This window comes from Jeotgalicoccus halotolerans, from assembly GCF_003387165.1.
Taxonomy (GTDB): Bacteria; Bacillota; Bacilli; order Staphylococcales; family Salinicoccaceae; genus Jeotgalicoccus; species Jeotgalicoccus halotolerans.
On the sequence record NZ_QUMW01000009.1, the window covers coordinates 272,853 to 289,850 of the forward strand.

The following is a 16,998-nucleotide window of genomic DNA, read 5'->3' on the forward strand; positions in this document are numbered from 1 at the left end:
GTATATAATGAGGTGTGTATAAATGTTTAAATTTAACGAAGATGATACAGACTTAACCTGCTCTTTCTGCGGTAAAGATCAGGAACAGGTCAAAAAACTTATAGCCGGCAGCGGCGTATATATTTGTAACGAATGTATCGAGCTCTGCTATGAAATTATAGAAGAAGAACTGAAGATGGATACGACTGCAGTTTTCGATTATATTCCGAAGCCTCAGGAGATTTTAGAGTCTCTTGATGAGTATGTAATCGGCCAGCTGAATGCTAAACGCGCACTCAGCGTTGCTGTCTACAACCACTACAAACGCATTAACAATACGGGCGAAGATGAAGTTGAAATTGCGAAGAGCAACATCGCTTTAATCGGTCCGACAGGGAGCGGTAAAACACTGCTTGCCCAAACACTTGCACGCTCCTTGAACGTGCCGTTTGCGATTGCGGATGCGACGAGCCTGACTGAAGCGGGTTATGTCGGTGACGATGTTGAGAATATTCTTCTCCGTTTAATCCAGGCAGCGGACTTCGATGTTGAACGCGCGGAACAAGGTATTATTTATGTCGATGAAATCGATAAAATCGCGCGCAAGAGCGAGAATACTTCAATTACAAGAGACGTATCCGGTGAAGGTGTCCAGCAGGCCCTTCTTAAAATCCTTGAAGGCACAACAGCAAGCGTGCCGCCGCAGGGCGGACGCAAGCACCCGAACCAGGAGTCTATCCAGATCGATACGACGAATATCCTGTTTATTCTCGGCGGTGCCTTCGACGGTATGGAAGACATCATTAAACGCCGTCTCGGCGACAAGGTAATCGGCTTCGGCGGCGCGACTGAGGACTTGTCCGACAAGGATGCGCTGATGGCGAAAGTCCGTCCGGACGACCTTCAGAGCTACGGCCTGATTCCTGAATTTATCGGCCGTGTACCGATTATCAGCTATCTCGAAGAACTCGATGTCGACGCTTTGAAATCTATTTTAACAGAGCCGAAAAATGCGCTAGTTAAACAGTATACGAGAATGATGGCAATCGACGACGTTGAACTGATTTTTGAAGAAGATTCACTCGATGCAATCAGTGAACTTGCTATTGAACGTAAGACAGGTGCCCGAGGACTGCGCTCTATTATCGAAGAGCGCATGGTGGACATTATGTTTAAAGTTCCTTCAAATGATGATATTAAGAAAGTCGTTATTACACGGGAAACGATTATCGATGAAAAAGATCCGCTGATTTACGATGCAGAAGGCAACGAAATTACAGCAGACCAGAAAAGTGCATAAAGACTAGAGGCTGTCATTGCGACAGCCTTTTTTAAAGGAAGTGACAAGATGAAAATTAATCCAAGCAATGTAGATATTATAATTTCTGCAGTATCTAAAGAGCAGTATCCTGAAACAGGTCTAAAAGAGATTGCTTTAAGCGGACGCTCTAACGTCGGCAAATCTTCATTTATCAATGCAATCTGCGGCAGAAAAGGTGTGGCGCGGACTTCTTCAAAACCGGGTAAAACGATTACGCTCAACTTTTATAATGCGGACAACAAGTTTGTCTTCGTCGACGTGCCGGGCTACGGATATGCGAAGCAGTCTAAATCCGAACGCGAAAAGTGGGGCGGCATGATTGAAGGCTATCTTAAAAACCGCGAAACTTTATCGTGTGTTGTGCAGCTGATCGATCTCCGCCATCCGCCGACAAATGATGATATCGCAATGTATGATTTCTTAAAATATTACGAGCTGCCGGTCATTATCGTGGCAACGAAATCGGATAAGATTGCCCGCGGCAAAATACAAAAGCATATCAGCGTTATTAAAAGAGAGCTTGAGATGGAACCGGAAGACCAGATTTTCCCATTTTCATCTGTAGATAAAGTGAAATTGCCTGAAATTATGACAGCTTTACAAAAGTTTGTCTAGATTGCTTGATATCTATCTAATTTATAATTAGTATAAATAGGGAACAGGTAAACTCGCGCATTTTTAGAAATATGTGCGGATTAGTTTTGAGGGGGCATTATAGTGCATATTATTGCATTAAGTCTAAATTATAAAAATACCGGTGTGGAAGAGCGTGAGCAGGTGACCTTCCAGGACGATGAAGTCGTTGAAGCGCTGCATAAGCTGCGCGAGCAGAAGAGTATTTTGGAAGCGGCGCTGCTGTCGACGTGCAACCGCACGGAACTTTATGTCGTGAGTGACCAGGAACATACGGGGGCGTATTATTCCAGAAAATTTCTCGCGGACTGGTTCGATGTTGATTACGAAAAAATTAAGCAGCTGACGGATATAAAAGTGGCAGATGAGGCTGTATCTCATCTGTTTAAAGTAACCGCCGGACTCGATTCTATGGTGCTCGGCGAAACGCAGATTCTCGGACAAATCAGAGACGCGTTTTTAACAGCCCAAGAAGAGCATACGACAGGGACTATCTTTAATAAGCTGTTTAAAGAAGCAATCACTGTTGCGAAACGCGGTCATAATGAAACCGATATTTCGAAAAATGCAGTATCGATTTCTTATGCTGCGGTGGAACTGGCTAAACGCATCTTTGCGAACGTTAAAAAGAGCCGGGTGCTCGTTATCGGCGCAGGCGAAATGGCCGAAGAATCACTCTTGAATTTAACATCAAACGGCATCGAAGATGTTGTCGTTTTAAACCGCTCGCTGGAAAAAGCGGAAGAGCTTGCTGTGCGCTTTAACGGCCGTGCAGAGAACCTGCACGCCCTGGAGTCTGAATTAAAAGAAGCGGATATCGTTATTTCAAGCACATCGTCACCGGATTATGTCATTAAAAAAGATATGATCGATGAGGTCAATAAAACAAGAGGCACTTCACCGCTGATTCTGATTGATATCGCGCTGCCGAGAGACATCGATCCTGCCATTGATTCGAGCGGCAATGTATATATGTACAATGTCGACGATCTGCAGGGCTTAGTCGACGCTAACCTCGCTTCACGCGAAGAAGAAGCAGAGAAGATTATGGCGATGATCGACGGCACGACAGCGGAATTCGAAGAGTGGCTGAACGTGCAGGGTGTCGTGCCTGTGATCCAGGCAATGCGCACGAAGTCGCTGAATATTCACGATCAGACGCTGGAATCATTAGAGCGCAAGCTGCCGGATATGTCCGACCGCGAGCGCACGGTGATCTCAAAACATATGAAGAGTATTATTAATCAGATGCTGAGAGACCCGATTATCTTTACGAAAGAAATCGCCGGCGACAAAAAACGCGATGAAAAACTTGAAGATATTATGGCGATGTTCCACATCGAAGAAGAAGTCGAAGCTCAGCGTGAGGTTTCGAACTCCCAACAGAAAGAAAAACTGCAAGCAAGAAAAGAACAGCTTAACCTTAATTAGCAAGGTGGATATCTTATGGATATGATGTTCCGCGTTCAAGAAATTATATTATTGTTATACTTTATCAGCCTTTCTGCACTGTCATATGATTTGTTTTTAAGAAATCGACAAGTCAGAAAGGCTTCTCTGTATGTGCTGACTCCTGCTGTTATACTGCACTTTTTGTCGGTAGTGCAGCTTGGGGTCCAGCTTGGCAGAATTCCGATTCTGACACTCGCTGAAAGTATCTTCAGCTTAAGTCTGATACTGATCATTGTCGGAATTATTCATTTTATAAAGACGAAATCGGAATTTATCCTGCTGTTTTACTTAATGATTACTATATTTTTAATGACGATTTATACATTTTCGTCGCTGAACTTCAGCTCAACGGCGCTGACGCTTGAAATTGTCAACGAACTTTTAGTCGTCCATGTGGGCAGTGCGCTGCTCGCTTATGTCGTCTTCTTTATCGGTATGCTGAACGCCGTTATATACTTAATTCAGCGCCGCAATTTAAAAGAGAAAAAGTTTAATAGAAGTTTCTTTTCGCTGTTCAGTATCGGCACGGCCGAAAAAGTAATGCTCAGACTGACCTTTATCGGTGTGATTTTAATGAGTATAAGTATTATAATAGGAATCGTCTGGGGACTTCAGATTATCGGCCCTTCTGTTCTCTACGACCCGAAAGTTATCGGCACCGTGTGTGTTATTATTATGTACAGCATCATTTTAACAATGGTTAAATTTAAAGCCGATACGGCTAAGTTTGCCGTCTCCAGCATCGCAATTTTTGTGCTGGTCATGCTGAATTATTTAATTCTTTCAGAAATATCCAATTTTCATTTCTGGTCACTTTAAGGAGAGTATAAAATATGAGAAAAATTATTGTTGGTTCACGCCGGAGCGGTCTTGCTTTAACGCAGTCGAAGCAGTTTATAAAGAAGCTTGAAGCGACCTATCCGGAAGCTGAAATTGAAATAAAAGAAATCGTTACTAAAGGAGACCGCATCGTCGATGTACAATTATCGAAAGTCGGCGGCAAGGGGCTCTTTGTTAAAGAAATCGAAGAAGCACTGAAAAATAAAGAAATCGATATGGCCATCCACAGTTTAAAAGACGTACCGAGCGAACTGCCGGAAGGGTTTACTATTGCCTGTGTGCCTGAGCGCGAAGATATGCGCGATGCATTTTTATCGAATAACAAAGTCTTATTTAAAGACCTGCCGAAAGGAAGCGTTGTCGGCACGTCAAGTCTCCGCCGCGGCGCCCAGCTGCTCTCTATGCGCGATGACATTACTGTCAACTGGGTCAGAGGAAATATCGACACGCGCATTAAAAAAATGGAAGCGGGCGAGTACGATGCGATTCTGCTTGCAGCTGCAGGACTGAAACGCATGGGCTGGAGCGACAGCATCGTAACAGAATACTTTGATCCGGAAGAGTTCATCCCGGCGATTGCCCAGGGAGCACTCGGCATTGAAGTGCGCGAGGATGACAAAGAACTGATTGATATGCTGGCATCCGTGCATTCTGAAGATGATGCAACGTGCACTACAGCTGAACGCACTTTCTTAAAACGCATGGACGGCAGCTGCCAGGTGCCAATCGGCGGTTATGCAACGCTTGAAGACGGAGAATTATATTTAACAGGCTTAATTATGTCTGAAGACGGCAGCGAACGCTATGTCGTTAAAAAATCGCATGAAGACCCTGTAAAACTCGGTAACCTTGTGGCGGACGAAATGGAAAAAGCCGGTGCCAAAGAGATTATAGATATGATTAATGAGACCAATGCCGGCAAGTAAACCGGTGGTTTATGTCACGCAGTCAACCTTTGAAGAGGCGCCGGACGACGACTTAACTCTCGTCCACGCCCCGCTCATTACGACTGAAAGTCTGCCTTTTGACACTGATGTCTTAAAGACGCAGTATACCTGGCTCGTTATGACGAGTAAAAACACGGTGAAGCATTTTCTGCCGTATTTTAAAGAGGTGCAGGCGGATAAAATCTCGAGCATCGGCGCGAAGACGACGGAAGCGTTGAACATGCACGGCATCGATGTGGACTTTGAACCGTCGACGTATACGCAGGAAGGCTTTATCGAAGAATGCACGATTCATCCCGGCGATAAAATACTCTATCCCGCGAGCAGCCAAAAGCGGCCGCTGATGCGCGATTACATGAGGGACAGAGGTGCTGACGTTACTGAAATCGAACTGTATTACCCGAAAGTTCATGAAGGGTCTATTGAGAGAATCAGGGACAATCTCGGCACCATCGATTATTTAACCTTGTCATCGCCGTCTGCAGTAGAAAGTCTTATGGGCAATTTTACTAAAGAGGAACTTAAAGATATTCATTTTATCGCAATCGGCCACGTGACCGAAACGCGTTTAAACAAGTACGGCTTAACTGCTTCAAAACCGGAGCATGAAACACTCGGACATATGATTAATTTTATTAAGGAGAGTATTCAATAATGAATTTTGACAGACACCGCCGTTTAAGACAAAGCGGTTTTATGCGCGATATGGTGCGCGAAACGAAACTATCAAAAGATGATTTAATCTATCCGATTTTTGTCGTTGAAAAACCGGACGTAAAACAGGAAGTGTCATCGATGAAAGGTGTATACCAGATTTCATTGAACCTGCTTAAAGAAGAGCTGGATGAAGTGGTGGCACTTGGCATTAAAAGCGTTATTTTCTTCGGTATTCCGAATGAAAAAGATGCAGAAGGCACAGGCGCCTACCACGATCACGGCATCGTCCAGGAAGCATGCCGCCTGTCGAAAGAGCATTACCCGGAACTGCTCGTTATACTGGATACGTGCCTGTGTGAATATACTGACCACGGCCACTGCGGCTTGATCAATCCCGTTACAGAAGATGTCGACAATGACGCGTCACTGCCTCTCCTTGTACAGACTGCGGTATCGCAAGCGAAGGCGGGCGCTGATATTATTGCACCAAGCAATATGATGGACGGTTTTGTCGCGGAAATTCGCCGTGGACTCGATCAGGCAGGTTTCTCTCATATTCCGATTATGAGCTACGGTATTAAATATGCATCTAAATTTTACGGTCCGTTCAGGGATGCTGCGGAATCGACACCGTCCTTCGGCGACCGCCGCACTTACCAGATGGATCCGGCCAACCGTCTTGAAGCGCTCCGTGAATTAGAAAGTGATGTGCTGGAAGGTGCGGATATGATGATCGTTAAACCCGCGCTGTCTTATCTCGATATTATCCGCGATGTGCGCAACAATTCCAACTTGCCGATTATCGCCTACAACGTGAGCGGTGAGTATGCGATGACACGGACTGCGATTGACCTCGGCCTCGTTGATGAAGAAGTAATCGCAGAACAGATGATTTCCATGAAGCGTGCAGGCGCAGATATGATTATTACTTATTTCGCAAAAGAGCTTGCGGAAAAAATTAATAAGGGAGAGATTTAGGATGTATAACAAGTCAAAAGAACTCTACGATGAAGCGGTTAAAGTGATGCCCGGCGGCGTTAACTCTCCGGCCCGCGCCTTTAGATCAGTCGCCGACCACCCGCTCTTTATCGACCACGCGAAGGGTGCCCGTCTCTACGACGTCGACGGCAATGAATTTATCGACTACTCGCTCAGCTTCGGGCCTTTAATTTTAGGCCACGCAGACGATAAAGTCGTAAAAAGCGTCCAGGACGCTGCGGTTAAAGGCACATCTTTCGGTGCGCCGACAGAACTTGAAACGACTATGGCTGAACTTGTTATGGAACGCGTGCCGTCCATCGAAATGGTCCGCATGGTATCGTCAGGGACTGAAGCAACGCTCGCAGCCCTGCGTCTCGCCCGCGGTTATACAGGCAAAAGCAAAATACTTAAATTCGAAGGCTGCTACCACGGCCACAGTGACTCACTTTTAATTAAAGCAGGTTCCGGTGTTGCGACACTCGGTCTGCCGGACTCTCCGGGCGTACCTGAAGGGACTGCGAAAAACACGATTACTGTCCCTTACAACGATGAAGCAAGCTTAACAGAAGCATTCGATAAATTCGGCGATGATATCGCAGCTGTGATCATGGAACCTGTTGCAGGCAACATGGGTGTCGTGCCGCCGGTTGAAGGCTATCTTCAATTCGTGCGCGATCTTACAGAAAAAAATAATACGCTGTTAATCTTCGATGAAGTGATGACCGGCTTCCGTGTCGGCTACAACTCAGCACAGGGCTACTTCGGCATTACACCGGACTTAACATGTCTCGGTAAAGTCATCGGCGGCGGCCTGCCGGTCGGTGCTTACGGCGGTAAAAAAGAAATTATGGAACGTATCGCACCAAGCGGTGATATTTATCAGGCTGGAACGCTTTCCGGCAACCCGCTCGCTATGAGCGCGGGACTCGCAACGCTCAGCCAGCTGACTGAAGAAAGCTATGACTACTTCGGCAAGCTCGCAGACCAGCTTGAAGCGGGACTGAAAAAAGTATTTGCCAAGCACGATCAGCCGATTACGGTTAACCGTGCAGGTTCAATGATCGGTTTCTTCCTGACTGAAGGCCCGGTGACTGACTTCGACAGTGCAAATACAAGTGACCTGGAACTATTCAGAGCGATGTACCAGGCCCTCTTAGACGAAGGAGTTTACCTGCCGCCGTCCCAGTTTGAAGGTATGTTCTTGTCCACAAAACATACTGAAGCAGACATCGAGACGACAATTAATGCGTTTGATAAGGCATTAAGTAAAGTTACGGGTAAATAATTTAAATTTTGTACTTCATGACTTATAGATTATGTGTATAATAGTGAGTGATAGTATAAATGGGGGGTAGACATAATGAGTGATAACAAAAAACGTCCACGCGGAACAAAAGTCGATGGCCAGCCTCGCTACATCGAAAAAAATCCGTCTGACAAAACTAAAGGCACAGTACACCTTTACTGGTTAGTACCTGTGATTATCGTTTTCTTAATCGTTCCTTTACTTATTTTCCACTTAGGCAGCGGCGGCGGTGATACTGCTTCCGAAGAAGAATCCGAAACTGAAGAAACAGCGGATTCAGGAGAAGAGTCGGGCGGCAGTGAAGGCGAAGAATCTTCTGAAGAAGGCGGCGAAGAAACTGCATCAAGCGGAGATGTTGATGCTGAAGGAATCGCACGCGATAACTGTGCATCATGTCACGGTCAGGACTTTTCAGGTGCAATGGGTCCAGCTTTAGCAGGTACAAGCCTTGCTGAAGATGAGTTTACATCAACCGTCCGCGAAGGCCAGGGTTCAATGCCTGCTTTCAGTGAAGATCAGATTGCTGACGATGAGCTGACTGCACTTTATGAGTTCTTTGGTGAACAATAATATTTGAGATAAAAAGACAAACTCGTATTGTATGAGTTTGTCTTTTTCTATATATAAACAAACTTAGGGCAGGTGACTGGAACTATGAATAACACGAAGGAAAGAGGAAATTTAAAGGCGCGCAATCTGGTCATTGCCATATTAATTGTCGGTGCTTTTATTTCGATTTTAAATCAGACGCTGCTGGTGACGGCGGTGCCTGTCATTATGAAAGATTTGAATATTCCATTCAGCACCGCCCAGTGGCTGACGACGGGCTTCTTTTTAGTGAACGGGATTATGATTCCGATATCCGCATTTCTAATTAATAAGTTTACGACGCGGAAATTGTATATGACCGCGATGATGTTATTTACAGCAGGCACGGTAGTTGCAGCACTGTCGACGGTATTTCCTGTACTGCTCACAGGGCGCATTCTGCAGGCCGGAGGCGCGGGTATTATGATGCCCTTATCCCAGGTCATTCTCCTGCAGATGTTTGACGTTGAAAACAGAGGAAAAGCGATGGGACTGTTCGGATTGATTATCGGTTTTGCGCCGGCTATCGGACCGACTTTGTCAGGCTACATCGTAGAATTCTGGCCGTGGCGCTCCCTCTTTATTATTATTGCGCCGCTCGCAGCACTGAATATCGTCTTTGCGTATTTTTATATGCGGAACGTTACAGAACAGACCAATCCGAAAGTCGACATCCTGTCGATTGTTATGTCCACTTTAGGTTTTGGCGGTTTACTGTACGGCTTCTCAGTCGCCGGAGTCAGCGGCTGGATGAGCTTAGAGGTGATCGTGCCGATTCTTGGCGGCCTCGTGATCGTCGGCCTCTTTGTCCGCAGACAGTTTATTTTGGTTCAGCCGATACTTGAAATCCGGGTTTTAGCTAATCCGTACTTTCTTATGGCCTCGCTGATCGGGATTATCGTTTTCGTCTCGATGGTCAGTGCCAACAATATCGTCCCGGTCTTAATGCAGGATATGCTCGGCTTCACTGCCTTTCAATCCGGGCTGTCACTTTTGCCGGGTGCGCTTGTGATGGGAATTATGTCGCTCGTCGCCGGCTGGCTGTTTGACCGCTACGGCATCCGGATTCTGACCTTTACCAGTCTCTTCTTGATTTTAGCGACCTCTGTGCTGCTGTCCTTTTTGACAGTTGAAACAACATTCACCTATATCACGATTGTTTATACTGTGCGCCTGCTCGGCGTCGGTCTGTCCATGATGGCATTAACAACTTACGCCATGAATGCGCTCGAAAATCACATGATCTCCCACGGCACATCGCTGAACAATACGATGCGCCAGATCGGCGGGTCGCTTTTCACCGCACTCTTTATTACGATTATGACGGGCGTTGCGTTCAATGTCTCCGGCGGCTCCGCTGGCGGCCCGTCTCCTGCCGACGAAATCACGGGCGTTAATTATACCTTTATCGCCTCGGCAGTGCTCGCAGTCATCGGTCTGATATTTGCCTTCTTCTTAAAAGAGCAGGAAAGAGTTGTGAGCGATAAAGGAAACGAGGATAGCTAGTGTTTGTGTGATAAAGATTACGGGAGTGAGGGGAGGCGGATGGCTTCGGATGACAACGGCGTTTTCCCGTTGTTAATCGGGAGGCTTGGGATAACAACGGCGTTTTCCCGTTGTTAACCGGGAGGCTTGGGATAACAACGGCATTTCCCCGTTGTTAATCGGGTGGCTAGGAATAACAACGGCATTTCCCCGTTGTAAACCAGACAGCTTGGGATGGCAGCGGCGTTTTCCCGTTGTTAACCGGGAGGCTTCGGATAACAACGGCATTTTCCCGTTGTTAATCGGGTGGCTTGGAATGACAACGGCATTTCCCCGTTGTTAACCGGGCGTAAGCACAGCGAGTATTAATGAAGAATGAGGGTATTGTGTCAATATAATACTTGTCTAATAGACTTTTGATAAAATAAACGGCTTCAAGTACGACACGGAGTCCCCGTCGTACTCAAGATTAACCGCAGCCAATCCCAGGTACATCACCGCCCGCACCTCGCATAAGTGTAAAAAGCAACTTACTTTATATCGAGCGTAATATAAGTTATTATTATAGATGACACTTGAATAGATAAGGTGATTTTATGAAAGTACTTCGTTTCCTGCTGCTCGTCGCTGCGGCGGCCCTGATTTCAACGGGCTTATCCGCACTCGGCATGATTTTGCCGTGGCTCTTCGGTTCGATGATTGCGACAATTCTCTACATCCGGCTGGTCCGCCGCGAGTTGTTTTTCCCGCGCTGGCTCGGTGATCTCGGGGTCGCGATTATGGCAGTCGAAATCGGCTCCACTCTGACGCTCGATGCTTTAATGGACATGCGCGATGATTTATTTAATATTTTTCTTATGACCATTCTCGTTCTTTTACTCAGTCTCGCCTTGTCCCGGCTGTTTATCTACCTGACCGGCAGTACGCCGGAAACGGCAATTCTCGCTTCAGTGCCTGGAGCCCTCTCCCAGATGCTGATTATGGCAGAGGAGGAGAAGCGGGCGGATATTCTGCTCGTGACGCTCACTCAGATGTCGCGGATTATTTTAATCGTGCTGATTGTGCCTTTTGTTTCAGGACTCTTCCAGCCGTCTTCTGAAATCGGGGCGGAGCCTGTCGCGGTCGATTACATCTCAACGATTTTTATACCTGAAATGCTGATTATTCCCGTCGCTGCCTTTGCGATGATTTTCCTTCTTCAGAAGATAAACTTCCCGGCAAGCTTAATGCTCGGACCGATTATCGTCTTAATTATATGGAACTTAACGACAGGCATTGAGTTTTCGCTGGATCTTGTTTTTATTAATATTGCGCAGATCCTCTTCGGTATCCGGATCGGACTGCAGATTGCTTCCCTGATGACACAGCTGAACAAGCGCCTGATATTTTCGATTCTCCTGCAGAATCTGATTCTTATCTTCGGCACCATGTTTATCGTCTTTATCTTCCAGCTGTTTACAGTGCATCAGTTTAACGACCTCTTCTTAAGTGCCGCACCGGGCGGGCTTGGGCAGATTATCGTTATAGCGATTGAAACGGGCGGTAATATCGCAATGATTTCGAGTTATCATATCTTCAGGATATTCTTTATCATTATCGTCGTTGTGCCGATTGTCGGCTATTATTTAAAATATCTGAACAGAAAACGCACGCAGTAACGGAGGCCGACTTCAATCTTGACAGTTTTTTAAAAGTCGCATACTATTAACTTATATAAATATGAGAAACGTAGAAGAGTAGCTGTATGCAGGCGTCAAAGAGAGTAAACGATAGTGGTGAAAGTTTACCGGTGCATACTGTGAAGGTAGCTATGATAAGTTTTGTGTGAACGCTCCAATAGGAGTGACTAGCTCAAAACGTGCGGTGAGCGTTAATCGCCAAGTTGAGATGCAGGCTTAAGGCCTGAATTTAGGTGGCACCGCGGAACTCCCGTCCTATTACTGGACTGGAGTTTTTTTGTTTTTAAAATAATGAGGAGTGATCGATATGGAAATGCCGAAAAAGTATAATCCGGCTGAAGTTGAAAAAGGCAAGTATGAGAATTGGGTAAAACGAGGCTTATTTAAATCTGATGTCACAAGCAGTAAAGAACCGTTTTCCATCGTCATTCCGCCGCCGAACGTGACAGGGAAGCTGCACCTAGGCCATGCCTGGGATACGACGCTGCAGGATATTATTACGCGCATGAAGCGCATGCAGGGCTACGATGTACTGTATCTGCCGGGGATGGACCATGCGGGAATTGCCACGCAGGCTAAGGTAGACGCGCGCCTTCGTGAAGCCGGCATTAAAGCATCTGACATCGGCCGCGAGAAGTTTTTAGAGCACGCCTGGAACTGGAAAGAGGAGTATGCGTCTCATATCCGCGAACAGTGGGCAAAAATGGGCCTCGGTCTCGATTACGATAAAGAGCGCTTTACACTCGATTCAGGCCTGTCAAAAGCCGTACGTAAAGTATTCGTTGATATGTATAACAAAGGTTTAATTTACCGCGGCGAGTATATTATTAACTGGGACCCGGAAACCGAGACAGCGCTCAGTGATATCGAAGTGATTCACAAGGATATTGAAGGCAAGTTCTATCACGTCAAATATCCGCTGACTGACGGTTCGGGCTACCTTGAAATCGCAACGACGCGTCCTGAGACTATGCTCGGAGATACAGCGGTTGTTGTTCACCCGGATGACGAACGCTATCAGGACTTTATCGGCAAGACGGTTACTCTGCCGATTATCGGCCGCGAACTGCCGATTATTGCGGATTCTTACGTGGATAAAGATTTCGGTTCCGGTGCTATGAAAGTGACACCGGCGCACGACCCGAATGATTTTGAAATCGGTAACCGCCACGATCTTGAACGCATTAATGTGATGCATCCGAACGGTGTCATTAACGAACTCGGAGGCAAGTATGAAGGGCTCGACCGTTTCGACTGCCGCAAGCAGCTGGTCAGTGACCTTGAAGATGAGGGCTATATGCTGAAAATTGAAGCGCATGTGCACTCTGTCGGCCACTCTGAGCGCTCGAACGCTATCGTTGAACCGTATTTGTCGACGCAGTGGTTCGTCAGCATGAAGCCGCTCGCCAAAAAGAGTCTCGACAACCAGAACACGGATAACCGCATCGACTTTGTGCCGAACCGTTTTGAGCACACCTTTAACGGCTGGATGGAAAACATCCGCGACTGGGTTATTTCACGCCAGTTATGGTGGGGCCACCAGATTCCTGCCTGGTATCACAAGGAAACAGGTGAAATTTACGTCGGTGAGGAAGCGCCGGAAGACAGTGACAACTGGACGCAGGACGAAGATGTCCTCGATACATGGTTCTCAAGCGCGCTCTGGCCGTTTTCTACCATGGGCTGGCCGGAAGAAACGCCTGACCTTGCTAAATACTTCCCGACCAATGTGCTGGTGACGGGTTACGACATCATCTTCTTCTGGGTCGCGCGTATGATCTTCTCATCTCTCGAGCAGACCGGTGAAAAACCGTTTGACGATGTGCTTCTGCACGGCCTGGTCCGCGATGAACAGAACCGCAAGATGTCGAAATCACTCGGCAACGGGGTTGACCCGATGGATGTTATCGACAAGTACGGTGCGGATGCGCTCCGCTACTTCCTGTCAACGGGTTCAACGCCGGGGCAGGACCTCCGCTACAGTGACGAAAAAGTGGAGAGTGTCTGGAACTTTATCAACAAGATCTGGAATGCCTCGCGCTTTGCACTGATGAATATCGGTGAAGACTTTACACTTGAAGATATTAATTTAGAGGGCGATAAATCGCTTGCTGACAAGTGGATTCTGACCCGTCTTAACGAGACAATCGCAGATGTAACCCGCCTGTCTGAAGACTATGAGTTCGGTGAAGTCGGCCGTGCGCTCTACAACTTCATCTGGGATGACTTCTGTGACTGGTATATCGAGATGGCCAAGGTGCCGATGACTCACGGAACGGACGAAGAGAAACAGATGACGCGTTCAGTGCTCTTATATACACTCGATAAAATTCTGAAAATGCTGCACCCGTTCATGCCGTTCGTAACGGATGAAATTTATCAGACAATCAACAAAGAAACATCGATTGTCGTGAGCGACTGGCCGGTTGTCGATGAAGCTTTAAGCTTTGACGATGCGTCGGCTGAAATGGAACTGCTCGTAAATATTATTAAATCAGTCAGAACGACACGCAATGAAGTCAACACGCCGTTATCGAAACCGATCGATATTAAACTGGAAGTAAAAGACGATGCGAGACGGGCTGCGGTTGAGCGCAACAAGCATTACATCGAGCGCTTTACAAACCCGGAACACTTAACTATTTCTGCATCAATCGACAAAGGTGACGATGATAAGACAGACGTTGTAAAAGGGGCAACCGTTGTCCTGCCGCTCGCTGGACTTATCAACAAAGAAGAAGAAATCGCGCGTCTTGAAAAGGAACTGGACCGCCTTCAGTCTGAGTTAAAACGCGTGGCAGGCAAGCTGAACAATGAGAAATTTGTCAGCAATGCGCCGGATGCAATCGTTGAAGAAGAACGTAAAAAACAAGCGGGCTACGAGGCGCAGTATGAAGAAGTTGAGGCGCGCCTTAAGAGCTTGAGAGGTGTGGAATAGCCGATGGATTATCAGGACAGTCTGAAGTGGATACACGAACGGACGAAATTTGGCATTAAGCCCGGTGTGAAGCGTATGGAATGGATGCTCGGGGAGTTAGACCATCCTGAGAGAAAAATTACAGGCGTTCACATTGTCGGCACTAACGGCAAGGGCTCGACGCTGTCTTATATGAGGAGTGCACTGAATGAAAACGGCTATACAGTCGGGAGCTTTACGTCTCCTTATATCGAAGTCTTCAACGAACGCATTTCGATTGACGGCCAGCCGATTTCAGATGAAGATATCGCGCTTTTAGCTAACCTCGTGCGCCCGGTGTCGGAGCGCATGATCGAAGAAACCGATCTCGGCAACGCCACGGAATTTGAGATTATTACAATGATGATGTTCGTCTACTTCGGCAACGTGCATCCGGTGGATTACGTGCTGGTGGAAGCAGGGCTTGGTGCTACCCATGACTCGACCAATGTCTTTAGTCCAGTCATGACGCTCCTCACCAGCATCGGTCTTGATCATATTGATATTCTCGGTGATACGCTCTTAGACATTACTAAAGATAAGTCCGGCGTCATTAAAGAAAATATTCCGCTCGTCTTTAACGTCAAAGACGATACATGCCGCGACTATATTTATAAAGTGCTGGATGAGAAGAACGCCAAAGGCATCGAATTCTCAAGGGACATTATTCTGACGGAAAACGGTGAGGAATTCAGCTTTAAATACGGCAAATTTGACTTTGACGATATTAAGCTGGAAATGCTCGGCCGCCACCAGCAGGAAAACGCCTCGATTGCGATTGCAGCCCTCTTAGAAATGATGGAGCGCGATCTAGTCAAACTCGACGTCAACAAGATGGTCCAGGGTGTGGAGAAAACCTTCTGGACCGGCCGGATTGAGAGAATCAGCGAAGATCCGCTTATTATTTTAGACGGTGCGCACAACAATGAAGCGGTGGACGCTCTAGTGGAGACGATGCGGTCGAATTACGGCGACAAGAAGATCACCGTGCTGTTCTCCGCAGTCAAAGGCAAGCCGCTCGATACGATGGTATCCAAAATTGGTATGCTCGCGGACACTTTCAATGTAACAGAATTCGACTTCTTTAAAGCAGAAGACGGGGAAGTGCTGTTTAATGCCATTGATCATCCGGATAAACACTTCGTGAAAGATTATATAGACTATGTGAAGAATTTTGAGGGAGACCTGCTGCTGGTAACGGGCAGCCTGTACTTTATCAGTGAAGTGAAAAAAGGATTAAGAGAAGAATAAGACTTTTAAGCAGCAGGGGCGGGGGCCTCTGCTGTTTTTTTCTTGCTGGGGAGGTTTTTGGGAGATGCGGATATACATGAGAAGCGGTCACGACTATGCATGGACAAATACGTATACATGACAGCCGCTCACGCCTATGCAACAGCAAATACGTATACATGACGCCCCGTCACGCCTATGCAACAGTAAATACGTGTACATGACAGCCGCTCACGCCTATGCATGGACAAATACGTATATATGAAGCAGCCTCACGCCTATGCAACAGCAAATGCGTAGACATGAAGCAGCCTCATGCCTATGCATCGCCAAATACCTAGTCATGAGCCTCGCAAGAAAATAACCCCACAAAAAAAGAGCACACCATGTGCTCTTCAAAAATTATAAACCAGTACTATCTTTTTTGCTGTCTTCCATACCTTTTAAGGAATCTCTCATTTCGCGTAATAGAACTAACTGTTCGTCTTCAACTTCTTCTTCAACAAATTTGTTTCGAGTTAATTTGTTAACGACTTTAACAAATACGAATACAGCAGCACCGATGATGATGAAGTCGATAATTGCCTGAATAAATACACCATAAGTAATTCCCATGTATACCCAGTCTGATGCGAAATCAGTATCGCCGAAAATTAAAGCGATTAACGGCATAATAATGTTTTCAACGAGCGCCTGAACGATTTTACCGAATGCTGCACCGATGACTACTGCGACTGCCAGATCTAAAACATTGCCGCGCAGCATAAAGTCTTTAAATTCCTGCCACATAATATGACCTCCTGTGTGTTTGAAATAGTAACTTTTTATTATACTACATGAAAACACACTGATTACAAGTGTGATTTTACATTTTAATAATATCTTAACACGACAAAAGCAAGCATTTTATTAATAATGTTTAGTTATGAATGTTATAATTAAAG

At 46.4% G+C, this 16,998-nt stretch carries 14 protein-coding genes; 13 read left to right on the top strand and 1 reads right to left on the bottom strand.

Annotation, left to right across the window (positions count from 1 at the left end):
* Positions 1–22: 22 nt before the first annotated feature.
* The 13 genes from clpX (at position 23) to DFR63_RS02695 (ending at position 16,075) form a co-directional block, all read left to right on the top strand.
* On the top strand, positions 23–1,279 hold the full coding sequence (clpX, locus tag DFR63_RS02635; RefSeq protein ID WP_115884191.1) for an ATP-dependent Clp protease ATP-binding subunit ClpX: 1,257 nt from the start codon (positions 23–25) through the stop codon (positions 1,277–1,279).
* Between the two features lie 48 nt (positions 1,280–1,327).
* Positions 1,328–1,915, top strand: coding sequence for a ribosome biogenesis GTP-binding protein YihA/YsxC (gene yihA, locus DFR63_RS02640; protein WP_115884192.1), 588 nt, complete (start codon positions 1,328–1,330; stop codon positions 1,913–1,915).
* A gap of 102 nt (positions 1,916–2,017) precedes the next feature.
* Positions 2,018–3,364: a glutamyl-tRNA reductase gene (hemA, locus tag DFR63_RS02645; protein ID WP_115884193.1), complete on the top strand. Its 1,347-nt coding sequence runs from the start codon at positions 2,018–2,020 to the stop codon at positions 3,362–3,364.
* A 15-nt stretch (positions 3,365–3,379) separates the two neighbouring features.
* On the top strand, positions 3,380–4,204 hold the full coding sequence (ccsA, locus tag DFR63_RS02650; RefSeq protein WP_115884194.1) for a cytochrome c biogenesis protein CcsA: 825 nt from the start codon (positions 3,380–3,382) through the stop codon (positions 4,202–4,204).
* A 14-nt stretch (positions 4,205–4,218) separates the two neighbouring features.
* On the top strand, positions 4,219–5,151 hold the full coding sequence (hemC, locus tag DFR63_RS02655; protein WP_115884195.1) for a hydroxymethylbilane synthase: 933 nt from the start codon (positions 4,219–4,221) through the stop codon (positions 5,149–5,151).
* Entirely contained in the window at positions 5,129–5,827 is a 699-nt protein-coding gene (locus DFR63_RS02660) for a uroporphyrinogen-III synthase (protein WP_115884196.1), read from the top strand. The genes hemC and DFR63_RS02660 overlap by 23 nt, the downstream gene beginning before the upstream one ends.
* Positions 5,827–6,807 (top strand): porphobilinogen synthase, encoded by a 981-nt coding sequence (gene hemB / locus DFR63_RS02665; protein WP_115884197.1) that lies wholly within the window; start codon positions 5,827–5,829, stop codon positions 6,805–6,807. The genes DFR63_RS02660 and hemB overlap by 1 nt, the downstream gene beginning before the upstream one ends.
* Before the next feature lies 1 nt (position 6,808).
* On the top strand, positions 6,809–8,095 hold the full coding sequence (gene hemL, locus DFR63_RS02670) for a glutamate-1-semialdehyde 2,1-aminomutase (protein ID WP_115884198.1): 1,287 nt from the start codon (positions 6,809–6,811) through the stop codon (positions 8,093–8,095).
* A 75-nt stretch (positions 8,096–8,170) separates the two neighbouring features.
* The gene (locus DFR63_RS02675) at positions 8,171–8,686 is read left to right on the top strand and encodes a c-type cytochrome (protein ID WP_245954107.1); all 516 of its coding nucleotides are present in this window, start codon (positions 8,171–8,173) and stop codon (positions 8,684–8,686) included.
* Positions 8,687–8,770: 84 nt separating this feature from the next.
* The gene (locus DFR63_RS02680; RefSeq protein ID WP_115884199.1) at positions 8,771–10,210 is read left to right on the top strand and encodes an MDR family MFS transporter; all 1,440 of its coding nucleotides are present in this window, start codon (positions 8,771–8,773) and stop codon (positions 10,208–10,210) included.
* A gap of 575 nt (positions 10,211–10,785) precedes the next feature.
* Complete coding sequence (locus tag DFR63_RS02685; protein WP_115884200.1) at positions 10,786–11,847, top strand: AbrB family transcriptional regulator; 1,062 nt, start codon at positions 10,786–10,788, stop codon at positions 11,845–11,847.
* Positions 11,848–12,175: 328 nt separating this feature from the next.
* Positions 12,176–14,806 (top strand): valine--tRNA ligase, encoded by a 2,631-nt coding sequence (locus DFR63_RS02690; protein WP_115884201.1) that lies wholly within the window; start codon positions 12,176–12,178, stop codon positions 14,804–14,806.
* Between the two features lie 3 nt (positions 14,807–14,809).
* Positions 14,810–16,075 carry a bifunctional folylpolyglutamate synthase/dihydrofolate synthase gene (locus tag DFR63_RS02695; protein WP_115884202.1) on the top strand — a complete coding sequence of 422 codons (1,266 nt, stop codon included), beginning with the start codon at positions 14,810–14,812 and terminating at the stop codon, positions 16,073–16,075.
* A gap of 381 nt (positions 16,076–16,456) precedes the next feature.
* Here DFR63_RS02695 and mscL read toward each other — a convergent pair whose 3' ends face one another.
* On the bottom strand, positions 16,457–16,843 hold the full coding sequence (gene mscL / locus DFR63_RS02700) for a large conductance mechanosensitive channel protein MscL (RefSeq protein WP_115884203.1): 387 nt from the start codon (positions 16,841–16,843) through the stop codon (positions 16,457–16,459).
* Between the last annotated feature and the right edge of the window lie 155 nt (positions 16,844–16,998).

Coding starts and splice junctions, on each gene's coding strand:
- DFR63_RS02695 (WP_115884202.1), top strand. CDS start 14,810: ATGGATTATCAGGACAGTCTGAAGTGGATACACGAACGGACGAAATTT.
- DFR63_RS02680 (WP_115884199.1), top strand. CDS start 8,771: ATGAATAACACGAAGGAAAGAGGAAATTTAAAGGCGCGCAATCTGGTC.
- DFR63_RS02685 (WP_115884200.1), top strand. CDS start 10,786: ATGAAAGTACTTCGTTTCCTGCTGCTCGTCGCTGCGGCGGCCCTGATT.
- hemB (WP_115884197.1), top strand. CDS start 5,827: ATGAATTTTGACAGACACCGCCGTTTAAGACAAAGCGGTTTTATGCGC.
- mscL (WP_115884203.1), bottom strand. CDS start 16,843: ATGTGGCAGGAATTTAAAGACTTTATGCTGCGCGGCAATGTTTTAGAT.
- hemC (WP_115884195.1), top strand. CDS start 4,219: ATGAGAAAAATTATTGTTGGTTCACGCCGGAGCGGTCTTGCTTTAACG.
- yihA (WP_115884192.1), top strand. CDS start 1,328: ATGAAAATTAATCCAAGCAATGTAGATATTATAATTTCTGCAGTATCT.
- DFR63_RS02690 (WP_115884201.1), top strand. CDS start 12,176: ATGGAAATGCCGAAAAAGTATAATCCGGCTGAAGTTGAAAAAGGCAAG.
- clpX (WP_115884191.1), top strand. CDS start 23: ATGTTTAAATTTAACGAAGATGATACAGACTTAACCTGCTCTTTCTGC.
- hemL (WP_115884198.1), top strand. CDS start 6,809: ATGTATAACAAGTCAAAAGAACTCTACGATGAAGCGGTTAAAGTGATG.
- ccsA (WP_115884194.1), top strand. CDS start 3,380: ATGGATATGATGTTCCGCGTTCAAGAAATTATATTATTGTTATACTTT.
- DFR63_RS02660 (WP_115884196.1), top strand. CDS start 5,129: ATGAGACCAATGCCGGCAAGTAAACCGGTGGTTTATGTCACGCAGTCA.
- DFR63_RS02675 (WP_245954107.1), top strand. CDS start 8,171: ATGAGTGATAACAAAAAACGTCCACGCGGAACAAAAGTCGATGGCCAG.